The sequence below is a fragment of the Nocardioides sp. genome (assembly GCF_050246775.1).
Taxonomy (GTDB): Bacteria; Actinomycetota; Actinomycetes; order Propionibacteriales; family Nocardioidaceae; genus Nocardioides.
The window spans coordinates 106,415-128,372 of the sequence record NZ_JBFWVK010000002.1 but is presented as its reverse complement, the minus strand read 5'-3'; the positions used below and the strand labels follow the sequence as shown (position 1 = coordinate 128,372).

Below are 21,958 nucleotides of genomic sequence, written 5' to 3'. Positions count from 1 at the left end.
TCGCGGGCTCAACTGGTCGGGGGGTTGGCGATGCCCTCGTGCTCGAAGCGCCCCTTGACCCGTTCGCGCAGCTCACGAGCGACCTCGGCGCCGGCCAGGGGGACCGTCTTGAGGTTGACCCGCATCGTGACGGCCCCCGGAGTGAGGTTCTCCGCGCCCCATACCTCGGGCTGGGACACGAGCTGACCCTGGAAGTCCTCGTCCTCCCAGAGGTCCTGGGCGACCTCGGTGAGCACGCGTCGTACCTTGGCCAGGTCCTCGCTCCGGGCGACCTCGATGTCGAAGGAGGTGGCTGCCCAGTTGTGACTCTTGTTGCCGACCCGCAGGATCTCGCCGTTGCGCACGTACCAGACGGTGCCGTCGCCGTTGCGCAGCCGCGTCACCCGCAGGCTGACGGCCTCGACGGTGCCGCTGGCCGGTCCGACGTCGACGAGGTCGCCGACGCCGTACTGGTCCTCGAAGATGATGAAGAGGCCCGCGAGGAAGTCCTTGACGATGTTCTGCGCACCGAAACCGAGTGCGACCCCGACGATGCCGGCGCTGGCGATGAGCGGGGCGATGTCGATGCCGAGGCGGCTGAGCACCATCAGGACCGCGATCGCCTCGACGATGATCGTCGCGATGCTCTTCAGGACCGTGCCCATGGTCCGGGCGCGCTGGACGCGTCGCTGGGCCATGGTGTCGCTGCCCAGCCACTGGATGCGCTCCGGCAGCAGGCCGACCTCCGCGCGGCGGACGATCCGGTCGATCGCACGATGCAGGACCCATCGAGCGATCCCGGCGAGCACGATGATGAGCACGATCGCGCCGATCGCGTGGGGCCACCCCTCGGTGTAGTTCTCGAACCATGTCGGCATGCGACCAGTATCCGGGCCACCGGGCGTCCGACAATGCACCGGGTGGTGACGCGCGAAGCTCCGATGCCGATATCCTCGTCCTGTGAACCCGTCGTCCTCACTTCCCCGTCGCCTCGCTCGCGCCGCTGCCCTCGCGGTGGTGCTGGGCCTGCCGCTGCTGGCCGTGCCCTCCTACGCCGATGTCCCCGAGGGCTGGAGCCAGCCGGAGAGCGTGGACGGCCTGCAGGCGATCCTGCTGCTCGCCGGTGTGCCGATCGTGCTGTTCGTCGGCATCACCCTGCTGGTGCTGGCACCGTCCCTGGCCCGTGGCGAACGCTCCGGCCCGGCCAGTGACGAGTGGTTCGGCGGTCCCGGCGACGGCGCCAAGGCCCTGCCCCCAGGCTCTGCGGAGTCGTCCGAGACGGGTGGCGCCAGTGGCCGCTGGTGACGCTTTCAGCGCGACCGAGCGTCACGACCTCGATCGCGCGATCCGGATGGCCGAGCAGGCATCCCGTTTCGAGTTCTCGCTCTTCATCGGCGCGGCCCAGGGCGACCCGCGCGAGTTCGCCGAGCAGCTTCACCAGCGCATGGTCGTGCCCGCACGCAGCGTGCTCATCCTCGTCGACCGGGTGGCCCGGGCGCTGGAGGTCGTGACCGGCACGGAGGTCCGCCGCCATCTGTCCGACCGCGAGGTCGAACTGTCGGTGCTCCAGATGCAGTCCGCCTTCGCCGCCGACGACTTCATCGGTGGCCTGACGCGCGGCATCTCCATGCTCGCCGAGCACTCACGCCCGCAGAACACCCTGCACGCCGGCTGACGACCCTCGCCCTCCCCGTCTCCTCAACGGGCGTCGCGGGCCTGTGCCTCCAACGCACGCACCATGTCCGAGCGGCCTTCACGCACATAGCGCTTCGCCGACGGGTTCGCCGAGGACTGCTCCAGCCACTGATCGAGACGCGCGACGGTCTCGGGGGAGACCAGCGGCATCAGGAACATGTACTCGAGGGCGGTCGATGCCCGTTGCACCCCCTTCTCCTCCCAGATGGTGTCGGCGGTCTCGAGGTACTTCTCCAGGTAGGGCGCCAGCAGCTCAGCCTGGCCGGCCACCGGGAAGGCGGCCGCCACACTGCGCTGAGTCTCGTTGGCCACGTCGTCCCGCTCGATCGCGTCGTGCCAGGCCTGCGCCTTCGCCTCGGGGGTCGGTCGCACGGTCAGGACCGATGCCGCGTGCTCCTGGCCGGAGATCGTGTTGTCGCGAGCCAGCTCGGCGTCCACCTCGGCCTGGTCGGCCCGACCGTTGCGGGCCAGGGCGGTGAGCAGGGTCCACCGGAGGTCCGCGTCGACCGCCAGGCCGTCCAGAGCGACCGAGCCGTCGAGCAGCCCCGAGACGAGATCGAGGGCCTCGTCACTCTGGGCCGCCGCAGCGTAGGCGCGGATGAACGACAACTGGTGGTCCGACCCCGCCTCGGCGGACTCGAGCAGACCGCGCAGGCCGCGCTCCCACGTCGACTGGAGGGCGGCCGAGTTCTGCGGGGCCGAGTAGTACGTCGCGGCGAGGCGGGCGTAGCCGGGCAGCCGGCTCACGGCCGTCAGGTCGGTCTCGGTGCCGAGTCCGCGCAGGACCAGCGCCACGAAGTCGGTGGCGCTCATCTCGGCATCGCGGGTCATGTCCCAGGTGGCACCCCACAACAGTGCGCGCGCCAGCGAGTCGTCGACCTTGTCGATGTGGTCGACCGCGGTGGCCAGCGACCGTTCGTCGAGGCGGATCTTGGCGTAGCTGAGGTCGCCGTCGTTGAGGATCACCAGATCCGGACGGGCCGTCCCGACCAGCTTCACGACCTCGGTGCGCTCACCGGCGACGTCGATCTCCAGCGAGGTCCGCTGGATGAGCTGGTCGCCCACGAGGTCGTAGAGGCCGATGCCGATCCGGTGGCGCCGAATGGTCGGGAAGTCCTCGTGCGCGGTCTGGGTGACGGCGAACGTGGTGAAGTTGCCGTCGTCGTCGACGGTGAACTCGGGGGTGAGCGTGTTGACGCCGGAGGTCTGCAGCCACTCGCCGGCCCAGCCCTGCAGCTCTCGGCCCGAGGCCTCCTCGAGTGCGGCCAACAGGTCACTGAACTCGGAGTTGGAGAACGCATGCGCCTTGAAGTAGGCACGAAGCCCGGCGAGGAACTCGTCGATGCCCACCCAGGCCACCAGCTGCTTCAGGGTCGAGGCGCCCTTGGCGTAGGTGATGCCGTCGAAGTTGACCTCGACCGCTTCGAGGTCGAAGTTGTCGGCCGCGATGGGGTGGGTCGAGGGCAGCTGGTCCTGGCGGTAGGCCCAGTTCTTGCGGGCGTTGGTGAATCCGGTCCAGGCCTCGGTGAACTCGGTGGCGTTGACCATGGCGTGGTGCGAGGCCCACTCGGCGAACGACTCGTTGAGCCAGAGGTCGTCCCACCACTTCATGGTGACGAGGTCGCCGAACCACATGTGCGCCATCTCGTGCAGGATCGTGTTGGCTCGCTGCTCGTAGAACATGTGCGTCTGACGCGATCGCGGGAGGTACTCGTCGCGGAAGGTCACGCAGCCGGCGTTCTCCATCGCTCCCATGTTGTATTCGGGCACGTAGAGCTGGTCGTACTTGCCGAACGGGTAGGGGAAGTCGAAGGCCTCCTCGAAGAACGCGAAGCCCTGCTTGGTGATCTTGTTGAGGTCAGCGACGTCGAGCTGGTCCTTGATCGACTGCCGGCAGTAGTGACCCAGGGCGATCGTGCCGTGCGCACCGACGTACTCGTCCATGACCTCGTGGTACTCGCCGGCGACGAGCGCGGTGATGTACGTCGACATCCGCTCGGTCGTGGGGAAGCTCCACACGGCAGTGCCCTGCCCGTTCTCGACCGGGGTGGGCGTGGGGGAGTTGGAGACGACCTTCCAGTCGGCTGGCGCGGTCACGGTGAACGTGAAGACCGATTTCAGGTCGGGCTGTTCGAAGGTGGTGTAGACCCGGCGCGCGTCCGGGACCTCGAACTGCGAGTAGAGGTAGACCCGACCGTCGACCGGGTCGACGAAGCGGTGCAGGCCCTCGCCGGTGTGGCTGTAGGGCATCTCGGCCACGACGCGCAGCTCGTTGTCGGCGGCGAGGTCGTCGAGCTGGATCCGGCTGTCGCGATAGACCTCGAACACGTCGAGGGCCACGCCGTTCAGCGTGATCTCCGCGACGGTGGCGCCGACGAGATCGGCGAAGGTGGACGAGCCGGGGGAGGAGCACGAGAACCGGATCACGGTCGTGCTGGCGAAGACCTTGTCGGACACGGTGAGGTCCAGGTCGATGGCATAGGACTCGACAGAGAGGAGTCCGGCGCGGGTGTGCGCTTCTTCTCGGGTCAGATTGGTTCCAGGCATGTCCAGCATCATGTCACTGGGAGCGCAGGGCAGGGGAATGAGGTGTTGATCGCGGTGGTTGACTTCTGCCATGACCCAAGCTGACTTCTGGTTCGATCCCCTGTGCCCCTTCGCCTGGATCTCCTCCCGCTGGATCCTGGAGGTCGAGGAGGTCCGCGACATCACCGTGTCGTGGCACGTGATGAGCCTTGCCTACCTCAACAAGGACAAGGACATCCCCGACGACTACCGCGAGATGCTCAAGCCTGCCTGGGGTCCGGTCCGGGTGTGCATCGCGGCCGCCCAGGCGCACGGTGACGACGTCCTGCTGCCGCTCTACACCGCGATGGGCACCCGTATCCACCACGAGCAGATGCCGATCGCGCGCGACATGATCGAGGCCTCGCTCCTCGAGGTGGGCCTGCCGGTGGAGCTCGCCGACGCGATGGACGACAGCTCCCTGGACGAGGCCGTGGCCAAGTCCCACCACCTCGGCATGGACCAGGTCGGCGACGAGGTCGGGACCCCGACGATCGCCATCGAGGGCACGGCGTTCTTCGGTCCGGTGCTCTCGAAGATCCCGCGTGGCGAGGAGGCCGGGAAGCTCTGGGACGGCTGTGTCGCGGTCGCTTCGTTCCCGTACTTCTACGAGCTCAAGCGCAGCCGCACCGGGGACCTCGACTTCAGCTGACGCGTCCATCCGCGCGACGTCGTACCCCCTGGTCGCCCCGACCACCGGAGGTTATCGCGTTGCCGCGAGCCCCTAGGATCAGCGCATGAGTCATGTCCTGTCTGCCGTCGCCTGGCCGTACGCAAACGGCCCGCGCCACATCGGTCACGTGGCCGGTTTCGGTGTGCCCTCCGACGTGTTCAGCCGGTACATGCGGATGGCCGGTCACGAGGTCCTCATGGTCTCGGGCACCGACGAGCACGGCACCCCCCTCCTGATCGCCGCCGACGAGGCCGGGGTGCCGCCCCAGGAGCTCGCCGACACCAATCACCGGATGATCGCTGAGGACCTCTGCGCCCTCGGGGTCTCCTACGACCTCTACACCCGCACCACGACCCGCAACCACCACGCGGTCGTCCAGGAGCTGTTCCTCGGTGTCTACGAGAACGGCTACTTCGTCGAGCAGACGACGTACGGCGCCATCTCGCCGTCGACGGGTCGAACGCTTCCGGACCGCTACATCGAGGGCACCTGCCCGATCTGCGGGCACGACGGTGCGCGCGGCGACCAGTGCGACAACTGCGGCAACCAGCTCGATCCGCACGACCTGATCAACCCCCGCAGCAAGATCAACGGGGAGACCCCGGAGTTCATCGAGACCCAGCACTTCTTCCTCGACCTCCCCGCGCTCGCCGGTGCCCTGACCGAGTGGCTCGACGAGCGCGAGGCGTCGGGCACGTGGCGGCCCAACGTGATCCGGTTCAGCCAGAACATCCTCAAGGAGATCCGGCCGCGGGCGATGACCCGAGACATCGACTGGGGCATCGCCGTGCCCCTGGACGGGTGGCGCGAGAACCCGACCAAGAAGCTCTACGTCTGGTTCGACGCCGTGATCGGCTACCTGAGCGCCTCCATCGAGTGGGCCCGGCGCACCGGCGACCCGGAGGCCTGGCGCGACTGGTGGAACCCTTCGACAGGCTCCGGGACCGAGACGGCGTTGTCCTACTACTTCATGGGCAAGGACAACATCACCTTCCACAGCCAGATCTGGCCGGCCGAGCTGCTGGCCTATGCCGGCAAGGGCGACAAAGGTGGTGAGCCCGGGAAGTACGGCGTCCTCAACCTGCCCACCGAGGTGGTCTCGAGCGAGTTCCTGACCATGGAGGGCAAGAAGTTCTCCTCCTCCAAGCGGGTCGTGATCTACGTCCGCGACCTGCTGAGCCGCTACCAGCCCGACGCCTTCCGTTACTTCGTCGCGGCTGCGGGCCCGGAGAACCAGGACTCCGACTTCACCTGGGCGGAGTTCGTGCGCCGGACCAACGACGAGCTGGTGGCCGGCTGGGGCAACCTGGTCAACCGCACGGCGACGCTCATCAGCAAGAACTTCGGCGAACTGCCCGCCGCGGGTCGGCTGACCGAGGCCGACGAGGCTGTCCTCGCCACCGTCGAGGCCGCGTTCGGCACCGTCGGCGAGCTGATCGGGCGGCACCGACAGAAGCAGGCGATCGGCGAGGCGATGCGCACGGTCGCGGACGTCAACAAGTACGTCTCGGACTCCGAGCCCTGGAAGGTCAAGGACGACCCGGAGCGGCTGGCCACGATCCTGCACGTGATGGCGCAGTGCGTGAGCGACCTCAACCTGATCCTGTCGCCCTTCCTGCCGTTCTCGGCCAACACGGTCGACGAGGTGTTCGGAGGGACGGGCCAGGTGCAGCCGATGCCGCACCTCGAGGAGGCCGAGGACCTCGACGGGGGCGCGGGCTATCCGATCCTCACCGGCGACTACACCACGGCCAGGGCCTGGCAGCGAGCGCCGATCACGGTCGGGACCCCGGTCGGGAAGCCGACGCCGGTGTTCGTGAAGCTCGATCCTGCAGTCGTCGAGGAGGAGCTGGCCCGGCTGGGGCAGTGACGCTCAGTCGCCGACGGCGTCGATCCCGCGCTTGACGATGAGCGGGTCGGGCTGTCCGACGATGTCGGCGTCCTTGTCGTCGTAGTCGAACTGGGTCAGGAAGTGTCGCAGGGCGTTGACCCGGGCACGTTTCTTGTCGTTGCTCTTGATCGTGGTCCACGGCGCGATGTCGGTGTCGGTGCGACGGAACATCGCTTCCTTGGCCTCGGTGTACTCATCCCACTTCTCCAGCGACTCCAGGTCGATCGGGGACAGCTTCCAGCGACGGACCGGGTCGACCTGGCGGATGATGAACCGGGTCCGCTGCTCCGAGCGCGTGACGGAGAACCAGAACTTGGTCACCGTGATCCCGCTGTCGACCAGCATCTGCTCGTACGACGGGGCCTGGCGCATGAAGACCTCGTACTCGTCATCGGTGGCGAAGCCGAAGACCCGCTCGACCACAGCCCGGTTGTACCAGGAGCGGTCGAACAGGACGAGCTCGCCCGAGGTCGGCAGGTGCTGGGTGTAGCGCTGGAAGAACCACTGGTTCTGCTCGCGGTCGCTGGGCTTGGACAGCGCCACCGTGCGGGCGTAACGAGGGTTCATGTGCTCCATGAACCGCTTGATGGTGCCACCCTTGCCCGCCGCGTCACGGCCCTCGAAGAGCAACACGTGCTTGCCGCCGGTGCGGTTGGTCCACGACTGGAACTTGAGCAACTCGACCTGGAGCAGGTACTTCTGCTCGTCGTACTCGTCGCGGTCCATGCGCTCGTCGTAGGGATAGTTCTCCCGCCACGTGTCCACGGCGCGGCCCGTGGCGTCGATCAGCACCGGATCGTCGTCATGGTCCTCGCCGATGGTGTGACCCTCGATGTGGAGGCGGTCGATGTATTCGCGGACGTCGATGAGCACGGACGTCAGCGTAGTGAGCCAAGATGAACAGCACATGGGGCTAAAGTCCGTACCTGTGACTGCAGGCGCGGATCCTGAATCTGGCGGTGTCGCCGACCGTGGCCGCGTCCAGTCGGTGGACCGGGCTCTACGTCTGCTGCGGGCAGTCTCGGATGCTTCTCCCGAGGGTGCCACGCTCAGCGAACTCGCCGCTGTGTGTGGCCTGAACAAGGCCACGGCCTGGCGGTTGCTGGGCTCGTTGGCTGACCGGGGCATGGTGGACCGCGACCCCTCGAACCAGCGCTTCCTGATCGGGTTCGACCTGCTGCGGATGGCCTCGAGTGCGGGGTACGACGGGCTCGTGCGGCGAAGTCAACCGATCCTGGACCGGGTGTGCGCCGCAACAGGCGAGACCACCGACGTGGCCGTCGTACGCCCTGGCGGGGTGGCCTTCGTTGCGGAGGCCGTGCCACCGACAGTCCTGGCCGTGAGCTGGCTGGGGCGCGAGATCCCGATGCACGCCTCCTCTGCCGGCCGTGCCGTGCTCGCCTGGTTGCCGGAGGGCGAGGCTCGAGCGCGGCTGCACGCTCCGCTGGATGCCTACACGCCGGTCACCGTGCACGACGTCGACGCACTGGTGGCCGAGTTCGCCCAGGTCAGGAAGGACGGCTACGCAGCGTGTGCGGGGGAGATGGAGCCGACGCTCAACGGGGTCTCGGCGCCGGTGTTCCGCCCCGGCGACCAGCGCCCCTACGCCGTGATGAACATCTGGGGCCCCACCCAGCGGGTGCCCGTGTCGCGGTTCGACGAGCTGGGCGGGATCGCAGCAGAGGCAGCTCGGGAGCTGTCGGCGGAGTTGGCTCGCCCGCACCCTTGACAGTCGGCGAGCTACTCCACACACTGTGTTTCACATAGTGACTCGTGAGTTTCACGATATGAAACAGGCGGCTGTGATGGTCAAGACCGGTGCACCACTTCGGCTGCACTCCTGCATCGTCCTTCCCGAGTGGGTGGACTACAACGGACACATGAGCGAGTCCTGCTACCTGCTGGTGGTGGGCGACAGTTCCGACGCCTTCTTCCGCTGCATCGGGATCGACGAGGCCTATCGAGCCGCCGGACACTCGCTCTACACCGTCGAGACCCACCTGCATCACCGGCGCGAGGCGAGCCTCGGTGACGCCCTCGACTTCACGCTCCAGGTGCTGGACCACGACAGCCGTCGCATCCACCTCTTCCATCAAGTCATCCACGCCGCCTCCGGGGAGGTGGCTGCGACGGCCGAGCAGATGCTCGTGCACGTGGACATGGCGGCAGGTCGGACCGCCCCGATGCCCGGCGAGATGCTGGAGCGGGTGGCGGCGATCGACACGGCCCACCGGGGACTGCCGGCACCAGAGGGGCTGAGTCAACCGATGAAGATCCGCCGTCGGGACACCTGATGGATTTCGGGCTGGACGCCGAGCAGGCGGCGGTGGTCGACACGGTGCGCCGGTTCGTGACCCGCGAGCTGTATCCCTATGAGGACGAGGTGGAGCGCGTCGGGGAGGTGCGCCCCGAGCTCGTCGCGCAGATCCGGTCGCGGGCCCTGGCCGCCGGGCTGTACGCCGCCAACATGCCTGCCGAGCTGGGCGGTGGCGGCCTCGATCCGGTGACCATGACGCTGGTCGAGCGGGAGCTCGGGGCAGCCAGCTACGCCCTGCAGTTCCTGGTGGCCCGGCCCAGCAACATCCTCCAGGCCTGCGCAGGCGACCAGCGCGATCGCTACCTGCTTCCGGCCATCACCGGGGAGCGCCACGACTGTCTCGCGATGACCGAGCCCGGGGCCGGCTCGGACGTGCGCTCCATGAGCACCCGCGCCGTACGTGACGGGTCGGACTACGTCATCGACGGGACGAAGCACTTCATCAGCAACGCCGACAAGTCCGACTTCGTCATCCTGTTCGCAGCGACCGGTGTGGAGTCGACCAGCCACGGGCAGAAGAAGCTGATCAGCGCGTTCCTGGTGGACCTCGACACCCCGGGACTCACGGTCACCCGCGGGCCGTCGAGCGTCTCGCACCGCGGCTACCACCACAGCGAACTGGCCTTCGAGGGCTGCCGGGTCCCGGCTGCGGCCCTGCTCGGCGAGGAGCACCACGGCTTCGACCTGATGGGGCAGTGGCTGGGCGCGAGTCGGCTCACGGTCGCGGCCAACAGCGTCGGACGGGCTCGCCGGGTGCTGGAGCTGGCGACCGCATGGGCAGCGCAACGTGTCCAGTTCGGGGAGCCGATCGGCAGGTTCCAGGGCGTCAGCTTCCCGCTGGCCGACATGGCCACCGAGCTCGAGGCCGCAGAGCTCCTCACCCTGCAGGCCGCCTGGAAGCTCGGCGAGGGCCGGATGACCGATCGGGACGCCGCGATGGCCAAGCTGTTCGCAGCCGAGGCACTGGGGCGGATCACCGACCGTGCCGTCCAGATCTACGGCGGGATGGGGTTGATGGACGAGCTGCCCATCGAGCGGTTCTGGCGTGACGCGCGCGTCGAGCGGATCTGGGACGGCACCAGCGAGATCCAGCGCCACATCATCTCGCGGTCGATGTTGCGCCCCCTGGGTGCCTGAGCGGCATGCGCAAGAATCTCCAGCGGCTGCTCGCGCCCGAGTCCTTCGTCGCCATCGGGGGTCGCGCTGCCGAGGTCGCGATCGAGCAGAGTCGCGCGTTGGGCTACCCGGGCCGGATCTGGGCCGTTCATCCGACCCGTGTCGCGCTTGCCGGCGTACCGTGCCACCGCAGTCTGAGCGACCTGCCCGAGGTGCCCGACGCAGCCTTCGTCGCCGTCGGGCGCGAGCAGACGGTGGCCGTGGTCGGCCAGCTCGCCGACCACGGCGTCGGTGGTGCCGTGTGCCACGCATCGGGGTTCAGCGAGGACAGCGAGTACGGCGCCGGGCTGGAGCGCCAGCTCGTCGCGGCCGCCGGCGACCTGGCCGTGGCCGGCCCGAACTGTCTCGGCCTGGTCAACTACCTCGACGGCGTGGCCCTGTGGTCCGACCAGCACGGCGGCGGTCGGGTCGAGCGCGGCGTCGCGCTGATCTCGCAGAGCGGCAACATCGCGCTCAACCTGAGCATGCAGCGGCGCTCCCTCCCGTTGGCCCACCTGGTCAGCGTCGGCAACAGTGCAGTGACCGGGGTGCCCGAGATGATGGCGGCGCTGCTCGAGGATCCCCGGGTCACGGCCATCGGGCTCTACCTCGAGACGATGCCGGACGTGGTGGCGCTGGCCGAGGTGGCGGGCCTGGCCCAGCGCAGGGGCGTCGGCATCGTGACCCTCAAGGCGGGTGGCTCAACGCTGGGTGCCCAGATCGCCCGGAGCCACACCAGCGCGTTGGCCGGGCCCGACGCGCTCGTGGACGCCCTCTTCGATCGGCTGGGGATCGCCCGGGTGCAGCGGGTCGAGGCTCTCGTGGAGGCGCTGAAGCTGCTCCACGTGCATGGTCCGCTGCGAGGGGTGGGCCCGACCTCGATCGCCACCGCGAGCTGCTCCGGCGGTGAGGCGGCACACGTGGCCGACCTGGTGTCAGGACGGTCCTTGGAGCTGCCGCCGTTCCCGAGCGGTGTCGGCCGCACCCTCGAACGCATTCTCGGCGAGCGGGTAGCGGTCGGCAACCCACTGGACTACCACACCTACATCTGGGCTGACCCGGTCGCGCTCCGCGCCTGCTTCGCCGCCTTCCTGGCCGCCGGCTTCGACCAGCACGTGCTGCTCCTCGACGTCCCGCGCGACGACCGCTGCGACACTGCCGAGTTCGACACCGTGCTGGACGCGTTCGTCGCCGCACATGCGGCGGCGCCCAGCCCGGCCGCCGTCGTCACCTCCCTTCCCGAGGGGCTCCCCGAACCGATCCGTGAGCGGCTGCTGGCCGCGGGCATCGCCCCGATGCAGGGGATCGACGACTGCCTGTCCGCGATCGCCGCCGCTGCCACCATCGGCAGGGCGGCTGCTCGGGGCGGCGAGGTGGTCGTGCCGGGCCCGGCCCGTCCCCAGGGAGAGCCGTGCGCCTGGGACGAGCCGAGCACCAAGGCCGTGCTGGCCGCTGCCGGGGTGCCCGTCCCCCGCGGCACCGTGGTCCCGGTGCACGAGGCCGGCGCGGCTGCCAGGGAGCTGGCCTGGCCACTGGTCCTCAAGGTCGTGTCCTCCGATCTGCAGCACAAGTCCGACAGCGGGGGCGTCCACCTCGACCTGCGCTCGGAGGCGGACGTACGTCGAGCAGCCACGTCGGTGCGTGCCCTCGGCGCCACCGTCCTTGTGGAGGAGATGGTCTCGGGGGTGCGCCTGGAGCTGCTGGTCGGGATCCGCAACGACCCGCGGGTCGGTCTGGCCCTCACGGTGGGGGCCGGTGGGGTGCTGGCCGAGATCCTGGACGATGTGGTGACCCTCCTGCTGCCCGTCGAGCGTGCGATGCTGGCCGAGCGACTGGAGTCGTTGCGCTGTTGGCGACTGGTCACGGGATTCCGGGGTCGTGGAGCCGAGCCCGGACCGGTCCTGGACGCCGTGCTGGCGCTGGCGGCGTACGTCGAGGAGCGCCGCGACACCCTGGTGGAGATCGAGATCAACCCGCTGATGGTCGGCTCCGACGGGGTCGTGGCCGCTGACGCGGTGTCCCGCTGGACCCACCCGCCGCTGCCCGATGAGGAGGCCCGCAGATGACCGCACCGCCCGTGCGCACCGAGGTCCACGAGGACAACGTGCTGCTCATCACCCTCGACCGGCCGAAGGCCAACGCCATCGACGTGGCCACCAGCCACGCGCTCTACGCGGCCATCGCCGACTTCGAGGCGGACGCCTCGCTGCGCGTCGCCGTGCTCACCGGCGCCGGGGATCGATTCTTCTCGGCAGGCTGGGACCTCAAGGCTGCTGCTGGCGGCGAGGACGTGCAGGCCGACCACGGGCCCGGCGGTTTTGCCGGCCTCACCGAGTTCCACTCACGCCGCAAACCGGTCATCGCCGCCGTCAACGGTCTGGCCATGGGCGGCGGATGGGAGCTCGCGCTCACCGCGGACCTCGCTGTGGCCTCCTCGGTGGCGGCCTTCGCCCTTCCCGAGGTCACGTTGGGCATCGTGGCCGATTCCGGCGGCGTCCTGCGACTGCCTCGGCGCCTGCCCCGGACGGTGGCACTGGAGCTCCTGCTCACCGGTCGCCGGATGTCAGCTGCGGAGGCCGAGCGATGGGGGCTCGTGGTCGACGTCGTGGCGCCCGATCGGCTGGTCCCGCGCGCGGTAGAGCTCGCGGCCCAGATCGCCGCCAACGCACCGCTGGCCACCGCCGCGATCCTCGAGATCGTTCGGGAGACCGAGACCGGCAGCGTGGAAGAGGGCTTCGCGACCCTGCGCAGTGGTCGGCTGAGCGGCTACGAGTCCATGCTGGCATCCACTGATGCGATGGAGGGGCCGCTGGCCTTCACCGAGAAGCGCGCCCCGCGCTGGACCGGTCGCTGACCCCCGACCCTCAACCCGCCGTCGGCCCCTGCCTCTCCAGCTCAGCCAAGGTGCGTCGTACGAAACCCAGCTGCGCCAGGGCGTTGACGATGACCGAGAAGGCGAGCAGGGCCAGCGCCCACCGGGGATGACCGGCCGCCCACAACCCGGCGGTCGCGGCCGAGAACACCAGCACCTTCACGACGGGGCGCACCACGGGGCCGCCGTACGGCGCCTTGGGGGAGGCGAAGGCCCACCAGAGCGCCACGAGCACGACCGGGGCGAGGATTCCGCCGAGCACACCGAACGCGTAGCCGCCCCAGACCCCGGCGGCGACGGCGACGAGCACCTCGTCGAGGAACACGAGGGCGAGGATGAGCATGGCGGTCACGATGACCAGTGTGCCCCGGCTCGCTAAGGTCCGTGGCATGACCGCAGCGATGTACGTGCCCACCTTCTACGTGAAGCAGAAGTTCGCGATGATCAGCAACCGCTATGAGCTCCTCGCGGCCAACCCCGACGGCAGCTTCGGTGACCTCCTCGGTTTCGCGGAGCAGAAGAAGATGGCCTTCAAGGAGCAGGTCACCTTCTACCTCGACCCGGCCAAGACCCGCCCGGTGTTCGGGTTCAAGGCGCGATCGGTCATGGAACTGAGCGCCGGATACGACGTCACCGACGAGGCGGGCAACCAGATCGGCTTCTTCAAGAAGGACTTCGGGGCCAGCCTGATGCGCTCGACGTACCGCCTGGAAGGGCCCGGCTACACCGGCACCGGCCAGGAGCGCAGCCAGGCGGTGGCCCTCGTGCGACGCTTCGTCAACCTCCCGCTCCCCATCCATTTCGACTACGTCGACGCCGGCGGCGCCCCGCTGATGTCGGTCGAGCGACAGGGTGGCATCAAGGACAAGTACACCGTCCGCGTGCCCGACCAGCGAGTCGACTTTCGGGTGGCTGCGGCCGTCGCGGTGGCGATGGACGCGATGATGGACCGTTGATGGTGCTTCACCCACAGGCCCGCCGCGCCATCGAGCTCGCCTCCGGCCAGCCCAGGGTCTTCGACCCCGGCTTCGACGTCACGGCGGCCCGGGCCCAAGCTCGGCAGGAGGCCCTGGCCCAACCCCGGGAGGACGTTGCCGAGGTCCGCGACGTCGACGCGGGCGGGGTTCCGTGCCGGCTCTACCGTCCGGCCGACCCGGGCTCGGGACTGGTCCTGCACCTGCACGGCGGGGGCTTCGTGTTCAACGACGTCGAGGTGCACGATGCGGCCTGTCGTCGGCTGGCCAACCGGTCGGGGCTGAGCGTGCTGAGCGTCGACTACCGCAGACCGCCAGAACACCGTTTCCCGGCGGCGCCGGACGACGTCGACGCCGTGCTGGCGCACCTGGGGGAGATCGGTGAGGACAGTGGGCCACTGTGCGCCCACGGCGACAGCGCCGGCGCCAACCTGGCCCTCGTGGCGGCACTGCGCAACCCCGGCCGCTTCGCCGCACTCGTCCTGATCTACCCGTTCCTCGATCCCACGGCCGGCTTCGCGTCGTACGCCGAGGCAGCAGCCCAGGACGAGGGTTTCGACCCGAGGGAGGCGGCTTGGTACTGGGAGCAGTACGCCGCCACCGCCGCCGACCTGACCGATCCCGACCTGGCACCGCTCAACTCCGACCGGCTGGCCAGCCTGCCGCCCACCATGATCGTGACCGCCGAGCACGATCCCCTACGCGACGAGGGCGAGCACCTGGCGGTTCTCCTGGCCGAGGAGGGCGTCAACGTGGTCGCCTCCCGGCAGTTGGGTCAGGTGCACGGATTCTGGCGGCATGTGGACGTGTTCGACGCCGCCGAACCGGTGACGCGCTCAGTGGCTGGATTCCTGCGACAGCACTGCCCCTGACCGGCAGCCGGTCTGCAAAACTGTCGCCATGCGCGTTCACCTGGGCTCCGACCATGCCGGCCTCGACCTCAAGGAACACCTGCTCAACTGGCTCCTCGACGCCGGTCACGAGGCGGTCGACCACGGACCGTTCGTCTACGACGCCGTCGACGACTACCCGGTCTTCTGTCTTCGGGCTGCCGAAGGCGTGGTGGCCGACCAGAGCGACGGCGTCGAGGCCCTGTGCGTGGTGATCGGAGGGTCGGGCAACGGCGAGCAGATCGCCGCCAACAAGGTCAAGGGAGTGCGCGCTGCGCTGGTGTGGTCCGAGGAGACAGCCGTCCTGGCCCGCGAGCACAACGACGCCAACGTGATCTCGGTCGGTGGACGGATGCACTCACTGGAGGAGATGACCCGGTTCGTGGAGGTCTTCCTGGCCACCCCGTTCAGCAACGAGGAGCGCCACGTGCGCCGCATCGCCCAACTGTCCGCCTACGAGATCACCGGCGACCTCCCGCCGCTGCCCGAGTCCGCCTTGCGGGGGCCCGGTGCCTGAGGGTCACACCCTGCACCGGTTGGCCCGTGACCTCGACCTCGCGTTCGGTGGCCAGCACGTGCGCGTCGGGAGCCCGCAGGGCAAGTTCGCGGCCGATGCGGCCCAGCTCGACGGGGCCCTGCTGACCGGTGCCGAGTCGGCCGGCAAGCACCTCTTCGTCGAGTTCGAGGGGGAGCGGTTCATCCACGTCCATCTCGGCCTGATCGGCAAGTTCGACATCACCTACGGCCCCGCTCCCGTCCCCGTCGGCCAGGTTCGGCTTCGCCTGGTCTCGAACGGCTCGAGCGACGTGGCCCCGGCGTACGCCGACCTGCGCGGTGCCACCCAGTGCGACCTGGTGACGAGCTCCAAGCGTGAGGCCATCATCGCCGGGCTCGGTCCCGACCCACTGCGCCCGGACGCCGACCCGGACCTCGCATGGCGGCGGATCACCCGCAGCCACCGACTGATCGGCGACCTGCTCATGGACCAGGCGGTGCTGGCGGGAGTGGGCAACGTCTACCGTGCCGAGATCCTCTACCGGCACCGGATGCACCCGCTGCGCCCCGGCAACACGCTGCGCCGCACTCAGTGGCAGGCGATGTGGGACGACCTGGTCGAGCTGATGGCCTACGGCGTGGAGACCGGTCGCATCGACACCGTGCGCCCCGAGCACACGCCGGAGGCCATGGGACGGGCACCGCGGGTCGACGACCACGGGGGAGAGGTCTACGTCTACCGACGCACCGGCCAGCCGTGCCTGGTCTGCGGAGCCAAGGTGCGCACCCAGGTGCTCGTGGGGCGCAATCTGTTCTGGTGCCCCCGTTGCCAGCCGGTGTTCAGGTCGCGGGCCCTACGATGATCCTTCCCAGATCAAAGGCACGACGGTGACTCCAGCCCGGCCCCCGCAGCGACCCGGTGTCGCTCCGCGCGTGCGCAGTGCGCTTCGGCGCCTGGCGCGGCGCGGGGCGTTCGCGCGCTCGGTGCTGATGCTGACCGCGCTGACCCTGCTGATCGCGGTGCTCAACGCCAACTTCCCGACGTTCTGGCCGGTCTCGGTCTTCACGCTCCCACTCGTGTTGGCCAGCCTGTGGCTCGGCCCGCGCCAACTGCCGTGGTTCGTGGTGTTCCTGCTCGCGGTGGTGGCGCTGCTGGTGCCCCGACAGGAGAAGCTCAACGCCTGGATCGTCGTCTCGATCGCGACGCTGTTCGTGCTGGGCTTCATCATCCTGCTCAGCTCGTTTCGCCGCACCCGGCTCGGCGTCGCAGGATCGACGGGCGAGTCGATGCTGGTGGACCTGCGCGACCGGATCCAGAGCCAGGGTGAGCTGCCCGACCTACCCTCCGGCTGGTACGCCGAGTCGGCGTTGCGCTCGGCTGGTGGCACCCCCTTCGCGGGTGACTTCGTGGTGGCCAGCACGACCCCGGACACGACCCGGCTCGACGTCGCCGTCGTCGACGTCTCGGGCAAGGGCATCCAGGCGGGGACCCGGTCGCTGCTCCTGTCCGGGGCCTTCGGGGGCCTGCTGGGAGCAATGCCACGCAGCGAGTTCCTCACCGCCGCCAACGACTACCTGCTGCGGCAGCAGTGGGTCGAGGGGTTCGCGACCGCCGTACACCTCTCCCTCGACCTGGTCACCGGCGACTTCGAGGTGCGCACGGCCGGGCATCCGCCTGCGGTGCAGCTCCACGCCGGATCCGGCAGGTGGATCGTCCACGAGACCGAGGGACCGGTGCTGGGCCTGATCGAGGACGCCGAGTTCGTCGTCTCACGCAACAACCTGCGCGCGGGCGACACCCTGCTGCTCTACACCGACGGCCTGGTCGAGGCGCCCGACCGCGACATGACCACCGGCATCGACAAGCTCCTGGGGCAGGGCGACCGGCTCCTGCAGAAGGGCTTCGAACATGGCGCCAAACGCCTCATCGAGACGCTGGGTTCGACCAACGACGACCGCGCCCTGCTGCTCATCCACCGCAGAGGCTGATTCGTTGAGGTCAGGCGCGGTGTGGCACCATGACACCGCACAAATACGTGCGCGCGGATGTAGCTCAATGGTAGAGCCTCAGTCTTCCAAACTGATTACGCGGGTTCGATTCCCGTCATCCGCTCTCAGGAGCTCACTGGTCATTCAGTGAGCCTCTTGGCGGGGCGTAGCGTAGTGGCTAGCGCGCCTGCTTTGGGAGCAGGAGACCGCAGGTTCGAGTCCTGTCGCCCCGACGCAACCTGCTCACCCCTGAACCACCCGAGAATTTGAGGAGACAACCTGTGAAGAGCGCCGTCGAGACCTTGAGCCCGACCAGGGCCAAGCTGACCGTCGAGGTGCCCTTCGAGGAGCTCAAGCCGAGCCTCGACGCGGCGTACAAGAAGATCGCCCAGCAGATCAACGTGCCCGGCTTCCGCCGTGGCAAGGTCCCCGCCGCGGTCATCGACCGCCAGGTCGGGCGCGGAGCGGTCCTCGACGAGGCCATCAACGAGATGCTGCCCAAGGCCTACATCGAGGCCATGCAGGAGAACAACCTGCAGCCGCTGGCCCAGCCGGAGATCGAGGTCACCAAGCTGGAGGACAACGACCTGCTGGAGTTCACCGCCGAGGTCGACGTCAAGCCCGAGATCGAGCTGCCGTCCTACGACGGGCTCGAGGCCGAGGTCGAGGACGTCGCGGTCACCGACGAGGACGTCGCCGAGCAGGTCGAGGCGCTGCGTGAGCGGTTCGGCACCCTGGTCGACGTCGAGCGCGCCGCCGCCGACGGTGACTTCGTGACCATCGACCTCAAGGCCACCCAGGACGGCGAGGTCGTCGAGGGCGCCGAGGTCGCGGGCATGTCCTACAAGGTCGGTCGTGGCGGCATGCTCGACGGCCTCGACGAGGCCCTCGCGGGCATGTCGGCCGGCGACGAGACGACCTTCTCCTCCGAGCTCGTCGGTGGCGACCTCGTGGGCGAGCCCGTCGAGGTGCTGGTCTCGGTGTCCGCCGTCCAGGAGCAGGAGCTCCCCGAGGTGGACGACGAGTTCGCCCAGCTCGCCTCCGAGTTCGACACCGCCGAGGAGCTCACCGCCGACGTGCGGGAGCGCCTGGGTCGTGGCAAGCGGCTCGAGCAGGCTGCGGCCGCCCGTGACGCCGTGCTGGAGAAGCTGCTGGAGCAGGTCAGCATCCCGCTGCCCGAATCCCTGGTGACCGACGAGCTCAACGCGCGCCGCCAGAACATCGAGGAGCAGCTGGTCTACGCCGGCCTCACCATGGAGAAGTACCTCGAGGACGAGGGTCAGACCGTCGAGGAGTTCGAGGCCGACCTCGACCGCCGGGTCCGCGACTCGGTCGCCGCCCAGTTCATCCTCGACGAGATCGCCAAGAAGGAAGAGCTCGGCATCGACCAGGCCGAGCTCTCCCAGCACCTCGTGCGCCGCGCCCAGCAGTCCGGCCAGGACCCGCAGGAGTTCGCGAACCACATGTTCGAGCACAACCACATCCCGGACCTCGTCCAGGAGATCCTGCGCGGCAAGGCGCTGGCGACCATCGTCGAGTCCGCCGTCGTGAAGGATGCCTCCGGCAACGTGGTCGAGCTCAAGAACCTGCTGCCCGACGGCAGCATCGGTGAGCCTGCGGTCGAGTCGGACGAGTCGGACGAGACGGACGACGCGCAGGCCTGACGTCGGCGTCGGGTTTCCCCGGTCGGCCGGGGAAACCCGCGGTTGTCAGCCATTGCCCCGGCTGACAACCGCGAACAACCCCTGACCACCAGGTCCGATCTGGAGACATTTCGGGCGAACTTCCTCTGACCCGTTTCGCGGTCGGAGATCCAGGCCGATCCCCGACGGGTCGATTGCCTGGTGTGACGTGCGGCTCGGTGCCTTGCATGCCCGGGCCACGCCGCGTTCACTGGCTGCATGCCCTCCGCTGAGCCGGGACTCGCCGACGTCCTCGAGCTCATCCCGGCGTACGTCGACGAAGTCGTCCTGCAGACCGTTCGTGACACCCACGACGCCTGGACGACTCGGGCGTACGGCGCCGTCAACACCGCCACCCACGGGGCGGCCGCTGGGGCTGAGCAGCTCCACCGAGACATCTCCGGAGCGGTGTTCGGGTCCCTGAGGCTCGGCCTGCGGGCCGGCTCGGTGGCCACCTCAGTGCTCGGCGGGTTGAGTCGCGGCCGCGGACTGACGGGTCGGCGCGCGGCCACCGTGCATTCGGCTCTCAACGGATTGCTGGGGGATCGGTTCGAGCTGGAGCAGTCGAGGCTCAGCATCGCCATGAGCGTGCGCCGCGACGGGCGCGACGTACTCCTCGACGACTCCAGTCTCCGCGCTGCCTTCCCCGAGGCCACCGACCGCGTCGTGGTCTTCCTGCACGGTCTCGGCGAGCACGACGAGCACTGGTCGCGCCAGCGTGACCGGCGCGGTTCGACGTACGCCGAGACGCTGGCCGCGCAGGGCTGGACGCCGGTCATGCTGCGGATGAACACGGGTCTGTCGCTGCGCGAGAACGGGGCAGCGCTGGCCGGCCTCCTGCAGGACCTGTACGACGCGTGGCCCAGCCGACCGCGCAGGATCGCCCTGGTGGGTCACTCCATGGGGGGCCTGATCGCCCGCGCTGGCTGCGCGGTGGCCACGGCCAACGCCACGGCCGGAGCGACCACCCAACCGTGGCAGGGCGCCCTCAGCGACGTGATCACCCTGGGCACCCCGCACCTCGGAGCCGACCTCGCCCGGGCTGTGGGGTTCGGGTCGCAGCACCTGGCCCGGCTCCCGGAGACGGCGGCGTTCGGCAGGCTCCTCGACGTCCGCTCGGTCGGCATCGTCGATCTCGGTCTCGGGCTGCGTGAGCTGGAGGCACATCCCGGCGTCCGGCACCGGCTGGTGTCGGGGTCCCTGCCGGGTCGCTGGGGGGTGCTGTTCGGCGATGCGATGGTGCGCCGCGGCTCCGCGACCGGCCGGGACCGCCGCAGCGACCTGTTCCCGGACGCCGAGGTCCTGCATCTCGAGGGCGTCGGCCATCTCGACCTGCTCAACCACCGAGACGTGGACCTGGCACTGTCGCGGTGGCTCGCCGACCCGTGGGACGACGGCCGCGCCTGACTTCTCCGCTCTGGGCGAACAGCACGTGTTATCCCGTGGAACTGTCCCCGCTTCGGGCTAAGGTCGCCCACGTGAACCAGACCAGTTTTGCCACCCAGAGCCCCCGCATGGATGGGGGCGGCCAGTCCTACGGACTCGACGACAACGTCTATCAGCGGCTGCTGCGTGAGCGCATCGTGTTCCTCGGTTCCGAGGTCCGCGACCAGAACGCCAACGCGATCTGCGCTCAGCTGCTGCTGCTGTCGGCCGAGGACCCCGAAGCCGACATCTTCCTGCACATCAACTCACCCGGTGGATCCGTGGACGCCGGCATGGCGATCTACGACACCATGAACTACATCCCCAACGACGTGGCCACCGTCGGCATGGGCCTGGCTGCCTCCATGGGTCAGTTCCTGCTGTGCGCCGGCACGAAGGGCAAGCGCTACGCCCTGCCGCACGCGCGGATCATGATGCACCAGCCGTCCTCCGGCATGGGCGGCTCGGCCTCCGACATCAAGATCCAGGCCCAGCAGTCCCTGCACATCAAGAAGGTGCTCCTCGAGCTGATCGCCGAGCACACCGGTCAGGAGCTCGAGCAGGTGATCGCCGACGCCGACCGCGACCGGTGGTTCACCGCCGAGCAGGCCAAGGACTACGGCCTGGTCGACCAGGTCGTCAAGAGTGCCCGTGAGGCCGCCGACGAGGGCCGTCCGGCCAGGCAGAAGGACTGATCAGATGAACTACTACATCCCGCAGTGGGAAGAGCGCACGTCGTACGGCGTGCGTCGCATCGACCCCTACGCCAAGCTCTTCGAGGAGCGCATCATCTTCCTCGGGACGCCGATCAGCGACGACATCGCCAACGCGGTGATGGCCCAGCTGCTGTGCCTGGAGACGATCAACCCCGACCAGGACATCCAGATCTACATCAACTCGCCCGGCGGCTCGTTCACGGCCCTGACCGCCATCTACGACACGATGCGGTTCATCAAGCCCGACGTGCAGACCGTCTGCCTGGGTCAGGCAGCATCCGCGGCCGCGATCCTGCTGGCCGCCGGCGCCCCCGGCAAGCGGTTGGCCCTGCCCAACAGCCGGATCCTGATCCACCAGCCCTACACCGAAGGCACCTTCGGCCAGACCTCGGACATCGAGATCCAGGCCAACGAGATCCTGCGGATGCGCGAGCTGCTGGAGAAGATGATCTCCGAGCACTCCGGTCGCGACATCGAGCAGGTCAGTCGCGACATCGAGCGTGACAAGATCCTCACCGCTGCAGCGGCCGTGGAATACGGTCTGATCGACGCGGTGCTGGAGTCACGCAAGAACATCCCAGCGCTGGCCTGACACCCCGCAGCAGCAAGACATCTCGTGTCACCCCCTGCAAAAGGGGGT

General features: G+C 68.9%; 22 protein-coding genes and 2 tRNA genes. 20 read left to right on the top strand and 4 right to left on the bottom strand.

From position 1 onward, the window contains the following. Window positions 1-8: 8 nt before the first annotated feature. Window positions 9-857 (bottom strand): mechanosensitive ion channel family protein, encoded by an 849-nt coding sequence (locus tag AB7I40_RS10465; RefSeq protein WP_428346150.1) that lies wholly within the window; start codon window positions 855-857, stop codon window positions 9-11. Between the two features lie 82 nt (window positions 858-939). Here AB7I40_RS10465 and AB7I40_RS10460 point away from each other — a divergent pair, with 82 nt between their 5' ends. Both AB7I40_RS10460 and AB7I40_RS10455 read left to right on the top strand, forming a co-directional pair. Further along, complete coding sequence (locus tag AB7I40_RS10460) at window positions 940-1,284, top strand: hypothetical protein (protein ID WP_428346149.1); 345 nt, start codon at window positions 940-942, stop codon at window positions 1,282-1,284. After that, the gene (locus tag AB7I40_RS10455) at window positions 1,271-1,654 is read left to right on the top strand and encodes a DUF5130 family protein (RefSeq protein ID WP_428346148.1); all 384 of its coding nucleotides are present in this window, start codon (window positions 1,271-1,273) and stop codon (window positions 1,652-1,654) included. Before AB7I40_RS10460 ends, AB7I40_RS10455 begins: the two co-directional genes overlap by 14 nt. Before the next feature lie 23 nt (window positions 1,655-1,677). Here the strand turns inward: AB7I40_RS10455 and pepN are convergent, their stop codons facing one another. Then, a complete protein-coding gene (pepN, locus tag AB7I40_RS10450) occupies window positions 1,678-4,221 on the bottom strand; it encodes an aminopeptidase N (protein WP_428346147.1) in 2,544 nt (847 codons plus the stop codon). A 70-nt stretch (window positions 4,222-4,291) separates the two neighbouring features. Between pepN and AB7I40_RS10445 the strand changes: the two genes are divergently transcribed. Together AB7I40_RS10445 and metG are read left to right on the top strand one after the other, a co-directional pair. Beyond that, complete coding sequence (locus AB7I40_RS10445) at window positions 4,292-4,891, top strand: DsbA family protein (protein WP_428346146.1); 600 nt, start codon at window positions 4,292-4,294, stop codon at window positions 4,889-4,891. Window positions 4,892-4,976: 85 nt separating this feature from the next. Beyond that, window positions 4,977-6,782, top strand: coding sequence for a methionine--tRNA ligase (gene metG, locus AB7I40_RS10440; protein WP_428346145.1), 1,806 nt, complete (start codon window positions 4,977-4,979; stop codon window positions 6,780-6,782). Window positions 6,783-6,785: 3 nt separating this feature from the next. On the opposite strand, the gene ppk2 is transcribed toward metG, so the two are convergent. Next, window positions 6,786-7,676 (bottom strand): polyphosphate kinase 2, encoded by an 891-nt coding sequence (gene ppk2 / locus AB7I40_RS10435; protein WP_428346144.1) that lies wholly within the window; start codon window positions 7,674-7,676, stop codon window positions 6,786-6,788. Window positions 7,677-7,731: 55 nt separating this feature from the next. On the opposite strand from ppk2, the gene AB7I40_RS10430 reads away from it, so the two are divergent. The 5 genes from AB7I40_RS10430 to AB7I40_RS10410 all read left to right on the top strand — a co-directional run bounded on the left by AB7I40_RS10430 (window position 7,732) and on the right by AB7I40_RS10410 (window position 13,129). Further along, window positions 7,732-8,532 (top strand): IclR family transcriptional regulator, encoded by an 801-nt coding sequence (locus AB7I40_RS10430; protein ID WP_428346143.1) that lies wholly within the window; start codon window positions 7,732-7,734, stop codon window positions 8,530-8,532. Between the two features lie 76 nt (window positions 8,533-8,608). Next, window positions 8,609-9,097 (top strand): thioesterase family protein, encoded by a 489-nt coding sequence (locus AB7I40_RS10425; protein WP_428346142.1) that lies wholly within the window; start codon window positions 8,609-8,611, stop codon window positions 9,095-9,097. After that, a complete protein-coding gene (locus tag AB7I40_RS10420) occupies window positions 9,097-10,257 on the top strand; it encodes an acyl-CoA dehydrogenase family protein (protein ID WP_428346141.1) in 1,161 nt (386 codons plus the stop codon). Before AB7I40_RS10425 ends, AB7I40_RS10420 begins: the two co-directional genes overlap by 1 nt. A gap of 5 nt (window positions 10,258-10,262) precedes the next feature. Then, entirely contained in the window at window positions 10,263-12,341 is a 2,079-nt protein-coding gene (locus AB7I40_RS10415; RefSeq protein ID WP_428346140.1) for an acetate--CoA ligase family protein, read from the top strand. Beyond that, complete coding sequence (locus tag AB7I40_RS10410) at window positions 12,338-13,129, top strand: enoyl-CoA hydratase-related protein (protein ID WP_428346139.1); 792 nt, start codon at window positions 12,338-12,340, stop codon at window positions 13,127-13,129. Before AB7I40_RS10415 ends, AB7I40_RS10410 begins: the two co-directional genes overlap by 4 nt. 10 nt (window positions 13,130-13,139) lie before the next feature. Here the strand turns inward: AB7I40_RS10410 and AB7I40_RS10405 are convergent, their stop codons facing one another. Beyond that, window positions 13,140-13,490: a DUF2568 domain-containing protein gene (locus AB7I40_RS10405; protein ID WP_428346246.1), complete on the bottom strand. Its 351-nt coding sequence runs from the start codon at window positions 13,488-13,490 to the stop codon at window positions 13,140-13,142. A gap of 46 nt (window positions 13,491-13,536) precedes the next feature. Here AB7I40_RS10405 and AB7I40_RS10400 point away from each other — a divergent pair, with 46 nt between their 5' ends. From AB7I40_RS10400 to AB7I40_RS10350, 11 genes are all read left to right on the top strand, one after another. Then, window positions 13,537-14,103, top strand: a complete 567-nt coding sequence (locus tag AB7I40_RS10400; RefSeq protein WP_428346138.1) for a hypothetical protein — start codon at window positions 13,537-13,539, stop codon at window positions 14,101-14,103. Continuing rightward, entirely contained in the window at window positions 14,103-14,993 is an 891-nt protein-coding gene (locus AB7I40_RS10395; protein WP_428346137.1) for an alpha/beta hydrolase, read from the top strand. Before AB7I40_RS10400 ends, AB7I40_RS10395 begins: the two co-directional genes overlap by 1 nt. Before the next feature lie 28 nt (window positions 14,994-15,021). Beyond that, entirely contained in the window at window positions 15,022-15,528 is a 507-nt protein-coding gene (locus tag AB7I40_RS10390) for a ribose-5-phosphate isomerase (RefSeq protein WP_428346136.1), read from the top strand. Further along, a complete protein-coding gene (locus AB7I40_RS10385; RefSeq protein ID WP_428346135.1) occupies window positions 15,521-16,369 on the top strand; it encodes an Fpg/Nei family DNA glycosylase in 849 nt (282 codons plus the stop codon). Before AB7I40_RS10390 ends, AB7I40_RS10385 begins: the two co-directional genes overlap by 8 nt. Before the next feature lie 70 nt (window positions 16,370-16,439). Further along, window positions 16,440-17,495 (top strand): PP2C family protein-serine/threonine phosphatase, encoded by a 1,056-nt coding sequence (locus AB7I40_RS10380; RefSeq protein WP_428346134.1) that lies wholly within the window; start codon window positions 16,440-16,442, stop codon window positions 17,493-17,495. Window positions 17,496-17,548: 53 nt separating this feature from the next. Further along, window positions 17,549-17,619 (top strand) — tRNA-Gly (locus tag AB7I40_RS10375). A gap of 36 nt (window positions 17,620-17,655) precedes the next feature. Then, window positions 17,656-17,728 (top strand) — tRNA-Pro (locus AB7I40_RS10370). 48 nt (window positions 17,729-17,776) lie between these two features. Then, window positions 17,777-19,159 carry a trigger factor gene (gene tig, locus AB7I40_RS10365; protein ID WP_428346133.1) on the top strand — a complete coding sequence of 461 codons (1,383 nt, stop codon included), beginning with the start codon at window positions 17,777-17,779 and terminating at the stop codon, window positions 19,157-19,159. Window positions 19,160-19,396: 237 nt separating this feature from the next. Continuing rightward, a complete protein-coding gene (locus AB7I40_RS10360) occupies window positions 19,397-20,584 on the top strand; it encodes an esterase/lipase family protein (protein ID WP_428346132.1) in 1,188 nt (395 codons plus the stop codon). A 107-nt stretch (window positions 20,585-20,691) separates the two neighbouring features. Then, window positions 20,692-21,297: an ATP-dependent Clp protease proteolytic subunit gene (locus AB7I40_RS10355; protein WP_428346245.1), complete on the top strand. Its 606-nt coding sequence runs from the start codon at window positions 20,692-20,694 to the stop codon at window positions 21,295-21,297. A 4-nt stretch (window positions 21,298-21,301) separates the two neighbouring features. Next, entirely contained in the window at window positions 21,302-21,910 is a 609-nt protein-coding gene (locus AB7I40_RS10350; protein ID WP_428346131.1) for an ATP-dependent Clp protease proteolytic subunit, read from the top strand. Window positions 21,911-21,958 lie beyond the last annotated feature (48 nt).

Coding starts and splice junctions, on each gene's coding strand:
- AB7I40_RS10465 (WP_428346150.1), bottom strand. CDS start 857: ATGCCGACATGGTTCGAGAACTACACCGAGGGGTGGCCCCACGCGATC.
- pepN (WP_428346147.1), bottom strand. CDS start 4,221: ATGCCTGGAACCAATCTGACCCGAGAAGAAGCGCACACCCGCGCCGGA.
- AB7I40_RS10445 (WP_428346146.1), top strand. CDS start 4,292: ATGACCCAAGCTGACTTCTGGTTCGATCCCCTGTGCCCCTTCGCCTGG.
- metG (WP_428346145.1), top strand. CDS start 4,977: ATGAGTCATGTCCTGTCTGCCGTCGCCTGGCCGTACGCAAACGGCCCG.
- AB7I40_RS10425 (WP_428346142.1), top strand. CDS start 8,609: ATGGTCAAGACCGGTGCACCACTTCGGCTGCACTCCTGCATCGTCCTT.
- AB7I40_RS10420 (WP_428346141.1), top strand. CDS start 9,097: ATGGATTTCGGGCTGGACGCCGAGCAGGCGGCGGTGGTCGACACGGTG.
- AB7I40_RS10415 (WP_428346140.1), top strand. CDS start 10,263: ATGCGCAAGAATCTCCAGCGGCTGCTCGCGCCCGAGTCCTTCGTCGCC.
- AB7I40_RS10410 (WP_428346139.1), top strand. CDS start 12,338: ATGACCGCACCGCCCGTGCGCACCGAGGTCCACGAGGACAACGTGCTG.
- AB7I40_RS10405 (WP_428346246.1), bottom strand. CDS start 13,490: ATGCTCATCCTCGCCCTCGTGTTCCTCGACGAGGTGCTCGTCGCCGTC.
- AB7I40_RS10400 (WP_428346138.1), top strand. CDS start 13,537: ATGACCGCAGCGATGTACGTGCCCACCTTCTACGTGAAGCAGAAGTTC.
- AB7I40_RS10395 (WP_428346137.1), top strand. CDS start 14,103: ATGGTGCTTCACCCACAGGCCCGCCGCGCCATCGAGCTCGCCTCCGGC.
- AB7I40_RS10390 (WP_428346136.1), top strand. CDS start 15,022: ATGCGCGTTCACCTGGGCTCCGACCATGCCGGCCTCGACCTCAAGGAA.
- AB7I40_RS10360 (WP_428346132.1), top strand. CDS start 19,397: ATGCCCTCCGCTGAGCCGGGACTCGCCGACGTCCTCGAGCTCATCCCG.
- AB7I40_RS10355 (WP_428346245.1), top strand. CDS start 20,692: ATGGATGGGGGCGGCCAGTCCTACGGACTCGACGACAACGTCTATCAG.
- AB7I40_RS10350 (WP_428346131.1), top strand. CDS start 21,302: ATGAACTACTACATCCCGCAGTGGGAAGAGCGCACGTCGTACGGCGTG.